The 6,282-nt window shown below is 59.2% G+C and carries 5 protein-coding genes; 2 read left to right on the forward strand and 3 right to left on the reverse strand.

What is annotated here, in order from left to right:
- Positions 1 to 1,822: 1,822 nt before the first annotated feature.
- Both SO140_RS45115 and SO140_RS45120 read right to left on the reverse strand, forming a co-directional pair.
- Positions 1,823 to 2,038, reverse strand: a complete 216-nt coding sequence (locus SO140_RS45115; RefSeq protein WP_498541263.1) for a hypothetical protein — start codon at positions 2,036 to 2,038, stop codon at positions 1,823 to 1,825.
- A gap of 1,189 nt (positions 2,039 to 3,227) precedes the next feature.
- Positions 3,228 to 3,740, reverse strand: a complete 513-nt coding sequence (locus SO140_RS45120; RefSeq protein ID WP_474804942.1) for a phasin family protein — start codon at positions 3,738 to 3,740, stop codon at positions 3,228 to 3,230.
- A gap of 748 nt (positions 3,741 to 4,488) precedes the next feature.
- On the opposite strand from SO140_RS45120, the gene SO140_RS45125 reads away from it, so the two are divergent.
- Positions 4,489 to 4,860, forward strand: coding sequence for a hypothetical protein (locus SO140_RS45125; protein ID WP_474804944.1), 372 nt, complete (start codon positions 4,489 to 4,491; stop codon positions 4,858 to 4,860).
- A gap of 18 nt (positions 4,861 to 4,878) precedes the next feature.
- Positions 4,879 to 5,136, forward strand: coding sequence for a hypothetical protein (locus SO140_RS45130; protein WP_474804946.1), 258 nt, complete (start codon positions 4,879 to 4,881; stop codon positions 5,134 to 5,136).
- A gap of 813 nt (positions 5,137 to 5,949) precedes the next feature.
- On the opposite strand, the gene SO140_RS45135 is transcribed toward SO140_RS45130, so the two are convergent.
- On the reverse strand, positions 5,950 to 6,282 hold a 333-nt coding region (locus SO140_RS45135; RefSeq protein ID WP_498544130.1), incomplete at its 5' end, for an ATP-binding protein.

Consider the following 6,282-nt stretch of genomic DNA (forward strand, 5'->3'; position numbering starts at 1 on the left):
CTGTCCATTCGGCGCGTGACCAACGCCAGCGTTTCTTTCGGCCTGCGCTGCCGTTGGCGTGTTTGGCGTGGGCCGTTGAACGTTGGGATTGTTCAGTTGGGTGTTGGTGCTCCGGTTTGAGCCAGTTGTGACATCCTGCGTCCCCGTACCGGAAGGGGCCGATGGACCTGAGTTGGCACTGCTAGGATTTGTTCCCGTTCCAGCGCCTGCGGTAGCGGCAGCAGATGAGCCTGCGCTGCTCCCGCCTGCGCCGCCGCCCTGAGCAAATGCGGGTGGGCCACAGACGGCGATGCAGCTCAGCAAGATAATCATTCTATTGGACGCCATGAAAATCCTCCATTTCCATCGCGCTCCAAACGAGCGCAGAGAGCGTCCGTTCCTTTATGAGCGAGCCCGCGTTGAGCTGGCGTCCTAGGGAAGGCCATGAATGCGCTTCCAGGATAGCACCCAAATGCCAACAGCTATCGCGGCTTTGGCAAGAGCATACAGCCAAGCGGTCTCGAACAATGCCAAGGCGGCAAAGAACACCGCGTTAATGATCATTGCCCATGGCGAATGCTTGGCTCGATGCGCCCAATCGAATGTGCGAGCGTTCCTGCCTCCGTCTCTTCCTCACCTTCTGCTCCGCCTTACGCACTCGGTTCCGCAGTTCCTCTAATTCCGCCATTTGATGAGCAAGACTTTCAAGATGCTGACGAAGAACATCGTCAACAGCGCGACCGCAAGCACGCATGGCAAGCCACCCACTTGTTGTTCATTTTTGGAGGACTTGGACCCCTATTGGACCACCGGGAAAATCTGGCAGATGCAGCGGCGGCGCGCACTAACATGTGGCAAGGTGCGGGGCAACGCCGATGCTCAATCCTCCTTGAAAGGCGCCGACCAGAGGGGGGCGTCGAAGGATGAGACGGCGGTCTGGCGGATGTGTTCGTGTGGACGTGGGGCGTCGGGCCCGCCGCAGAAGCAGCGTGCAATCCCTTCTGGACGCTGTGTCGGCACCGGAAGCGCGAGTGCACATCTGGTTCTTCCAAGTTGTTGTGCGGCAACTGGAGGTGGCCGGCGGCATCCACCGGGAACAACAACTAGCCCCTGGTAGGATTTGGCGAATTTCACCATCGATGCTGCGGGACCGGCTGCACGGCGCTCAAGCAGCACTGTTGCCACCTGGGCGCGCCAATGGCGGTTAGTCCAGCGCGAAGTGCTGGCGCCGACCGCACCGCAAGCGCAACCATTGCAACCATTAATGGATGGCGGCGCATTTCCCGCCGGCTGAGGCGGTGAGGCCTAGGCCCGCTTCGGCACGCAGATAATTTAATAATCTTAATATTTGTTGTTGCCCTGCCAATAAAATGCACATTTAATTTGGTCGTTAAATTCCGCCGTTGTCGTGAGGCCGGGCCTATATCGGTCTTGGGAATCAAGGGTCACAGACAGTTGCCACCCCCCGCGATTCCTCTGCACGCACTGCAATCTGTTTCATAGGTGAGTTCCTTCCTAAAATGAGTGAAGTTGATTGCCGGTGCAGCTTTTGTGGAGGAATTTCAAATGGGTAGCGCTATCGACCATAACCCCGCCGCTGTTCTTCGCCAACTAACGGAAAGCCTACTGGCCCAACTTTGCGAACTGGAGAATCTTCGAGAGAAAGTAGCTATCGCTGAGGGACGATCTCGACCACGGGCGGACCAGAAGCATCGATCGGAATGTGCTGGCGGCAAGCACAATCGGAACCTCCATCGCGATTTAATGCGTATTAATGAGAGCGCCGCCATGGTTCGGGGGAATCATGTTTCAACAACATCTCGAGAACTTGTCCATCGATGAATTATGGATACTCCATCGGCAGATGGAGGTAATTCTGCACGACAAACTGCTGACCAGAAAGCAGCACCTTGAGAGGCAGCTGGAGCAGCTCCGCCAACAAAAAGACGAGCAGAGTCGACACTAGCTGGTGGACATCAGAACGGGCTGCTGCCGCCCCTTTTGGCACCCAGCCGCCTGAAGGCAGGCGCTCACAAAGGTAAGCATGGGCATATTCCATGCTCTTTCGGGGCAGGTGGCCCCCGCTCGCCCCAAGCCTCCGACCGCAGTCCTGTTGTGCGCGATGCTCGGCGCCGTTATGACGTTGGCACAGCCCGCCTGTCGCGCCCGTGGCCGCTGCGATCGAGCCGCTCGATTTCAGCAAGCGCTATCCGCCCGCGTGGTTCTTCGGCGGCCCCTTGCCCGGATCTATGGGGCGGGCGGGATCAAGCCGCCGCCGGGATGGAGCTGCGCTCGCCGCCACTGTCGTTGCTCTCGCGCTAGCCGCGTTCGACTGAGCTCGCCGGCGAACGGGATCGCGGCTTTCAATCTGTGACCGCTGATGCAATCACGCGCTTCGCTGCTCAACACGATGGCAAAACGTCCTTGCTCTTGAATGGCGATTAAATGGATCGTTCACCGACCATTCACCACTACGACGGCGGTCGCAGCCAGAGGCAGTCGAACACAAGAACCAATGCAAGTGAGCCGAGTTAACTACAGAGGATCGCGAGTGGAATTGTGTCAATGAAGCGGCACCGGTTCATACGAAAGGCTTCGCTGAAGGCCCGGCTCGACCTAGAAGCACGGCAGTTGAGCGATGAGGCAAAATCCATTCCACCAGGGCACAAGAGAGACAGTGTGCTTCGGAAGGGTCGACAGAACGAAACTACTAACATTGCCGGGTGGCTGATATCGCTGCACAACGAAAAGGGCACTCCGGCGGATCGAACCTGATCGGCCCCCGCGGTAAGGAGCGTGCGGACCTTTGGAAGAAAGCCCACGACGCCGCCCGGATCGACGGTTGGTTGCGTTCCTCCGAGCTGCGTCCGCCAGAATAAATATTGCGCATTCGTATGAACTGAATTTTGATGCACTACCCGGCGTTGCGGATTATGGACGACAGAGATCTGCAAGCCCACAGCGAACGAGCATTAGTCGTAGTCACCCTCAGTAATCAGCCGGGCGTAGGTCCGCTCTCGTGCATCTCGAGCCAGCCGCTGTCGATCGCGAGCTTGATGCCGGCACCGAACTCCGCACCGCTGGCCTTCAGCGCGTAGAGGAGCGGGGCGTTGATTTTCCATGATCTGGTAAGGCCTGGATCAGCCTAGGAGCGAAGGGCTGTCATGAAGTGTCATCGCAGGTCTTCCGAAGCAAGCAAACCGTAGTCAGCGTTGTGTCCATCCATTTGCCCAGCGAGGGGCATTGCCTCATCGTCCAGGCAGAACCGCGAGCTTCCGAGACGGATCGATGCGCCAGAACGGATATGCAGCCATTTCTTTTGCATGCTGCCCGAACATTTCGATCCGTCTGCTTGTAAATTCCATAATGACGGCGAAAAAATCAGTTGGCGACCTGATTGCTGTAAGTCTCAGGTAGAATTCAAAAGCAAGATGCCCGTTGGCCTGGGCTATCTCAAGAAGCTTCGCTTGATAAGCCTGCATGTGGGCCGTCGCTAAAGCGAAGCTTTTCGCTGGATCGCTATCCCTCATCCTCTGACTGAGGTCGCCTGGTAACGCATCCACCCGGGTCTCAATGAGGGGAGCATCGCCTTTTGGATCCTCATGTAGCTTAGGAGCTGGCTCAATCGAGGCTGCCGCAACAGAGCGCAGAAAATCGTCTTTCGGGCTTCTGACAACGGCCTGCTTGTTCCGTTGGGCTCGCGCGGCCTTTTTGGGATGGCGGACGCGCTTTGACGCAGTTGCCAATTTGCGTTTGCTCATCTGACGCTCCAAGAAAATGGGGTGCGATCACAACGGTCATTTCTGAAAAGACAACGGGCTTTGCGATGTGGCGTTCCAAACCCTCGGATTGTCCGCATGAACTGAGCCCAATCGCACGTTCTGGAAGTCGACGATGATTTTAGGTAGCAACTCCAACCGGCGAACGTCTAGCTGGTGATCGGACGGACCCATGTCCAACGGCGGTCAGTCTGAGAACAGTCGGCCATCCGCTCGCTGTGCTCAAAGGTAGCGCTTTAAGTTGCGCCGACTGCGCAGGCGCTCATGCCTTTTCTTTCGGGAAGGACCTCCTCGAAGGGAGCTGGTCACGAGCGGTAAAGGAATCGATCGCAATAGGCGGCGGCGCGAGCCGTCTAGCTTGCTCTTATGTCTCGAGCGCGTCGGCTTGGGCGTGGTGGGCCGCCAGGCTGCGCCCGATTGCCTGACGCCCAATTCCCACAAAACAGCAAATTTGGCTCGGCAGAAAATAGATCAGCGACCACTCGTAAAATTCCCGGGTTCGATACCAACGCCGATCGCGCGGGAGGCGCAACCGCCAGCGGCTCGCGATACAGTGGCGACAGTTAAGGCGGTAAACGACAAGGCCCGCCAGCGTGACCCGGCCGGCCTCGGCACTCCCGGCATCCTTAAGAGAAAGCTCAGCCAAATGTAAGGACGGCTTAAGGACTCCCGCCCACGGCCGGTACTAGCATCGCCATGGTGATCTTGTGAACACCGCCACCGCGCCAACATGTCTTTCATCACGTTTCATTTTCTGCGCTGTGGCGGTTCGCCGCGTCCGGCCCGCCTTAAACGCGTATCGGAGCTGACCGAAGATTTCGAGAAATGGAATCGTATCATGTTTTATCGATTATCGGGCGTCGCACTTGCGACTCTCATACTGGGCACCATCGACGTTGTCGCAGCGGACCTGCCGGTTTATGAAGTTGCGGGCCTCCCGATCACACCGCATCAATTGATGGTGCTGGGACCGGCCGGCGCGGAGCAGGACCTCTCGCCTTTCATACAGACGATGGCGGGAATGCCAGCGTCGCCGCATCAGATCGCGGTCCTCACGCCGCGTCCGGCGCAGATCGGGCAGCAAGCTTACAACAAGCGGTGAGCCGCGGTCCGGAATCTGGTGACCGCACTTCAAGGCACGCATGATGCCAATCCGGGCGAGAATCGTCGGGCCGCCTTGCTCGGCCACCAGGATCAGGGCATCCATCGTCGCTTGCGATTCCGGGGCATCATGCACGGCCTTGGGCAGCGCGGCGACGTTCTCGCCGGCGTCACGGCAGCGTTCAGGTTGCGTCAGTGCGACATCTCAGTTCAGAACGCGGCCGACGTCGATCCAGGCGAGCACTGCCATCAGGATGTTCGCGACAAACACCAGTAGCGCGAGGCCCGTTCCGGACGACAGCTTTCGGCGCAGCCAGAGAGTTTTTCGCCGTGTCAGTAGACGGCCCAGTGATAGATGCCGGCCGCTCTCTTATGAAGTACCAGGTAGGTCATAATGGAAGTGTGGCACGCGAACCTTCGTGTAGCGCGATGCGGGCCGCGCGCCGGGGTTGGCTGGCGGTCCGGCACACGCCCCCGCCGAAGATGTGCCGAGCCTAGCCATGCCAGCGCGCTGGTCGATCCGACCGGCTGGACCCAATCGTGGCGACAATGTGGCTGCGCCGCTAGAGCTTGGATGCAACACTGTCGACGGATATAGAAACCCGCCCGGCGGCTGGCTGCCCATGCCCGCCGGTTGGGGCGATGATTGGACGATGCGCAAGCCGCCATCGTGTGCAGCCTTTGATCACCCCGTTCTTTGATTCGGCGACCAACTGGTGATTTCAACCAGCTTGCGGGCCGCGGCTTCAGGGTTGGCGAAGGGGCGTTCGGCCGTGAGCTTCATAAACCAGCCCTAGCGCGAGTCGCGCTTGGGAAGATGCTCATCATGATCGACCCACTGCTGCCTCAGGATCGCACTATACTTGTTGCAAGCTTTGCAGATGACACCTCGGCACAGTGTTCCGCTCCCGATCCGTGGATGTTCGCCATTTGGAACGCTTGCTACCCCAACGCCTAAACCCAACCGCGCCACCTTTCAGATTTGCGCTCGCGTGGCAGTCGGAGCTGCTCTAGCCCTTGCTCTATTAGTGTCAAACGCCATCCGGAACTGCCCCCTTTGCGTCATGAAGAACTGCCCCCACGCTCGGGTTCATGATCTCGGTTGAAGGTTGGCTCCGCCGGTGACGGGACGGAGGGAGGCGGAGCCGACCGGAGGGCCGTCACCGGCCGGCGGCTTGACGAGGCCGCTCTTCCGCTTGGCGCGGAGCCGGTAGCTGTCGCCGCGGATAGTCAGGACGTGGCTGTGGTGCAGGAGCCGGTCGAGGATCGCGGTGGCGACCACCGGATCGGCGAACACGGTGCCCCATTCGGCAACGCTGCGGTTCGACGTGATCAGCATGGCGCCAGTTTCGTAGCGCCGGCTGACCAGCTGGAAGAACAGGTGCGCCGCGTCGGGCTCCAGCGGCAGGTAGCCGAGTTCGTC

Source organism: Bradyrhizobium sp. UFLA05-108 (assembly GCF_059803455.1).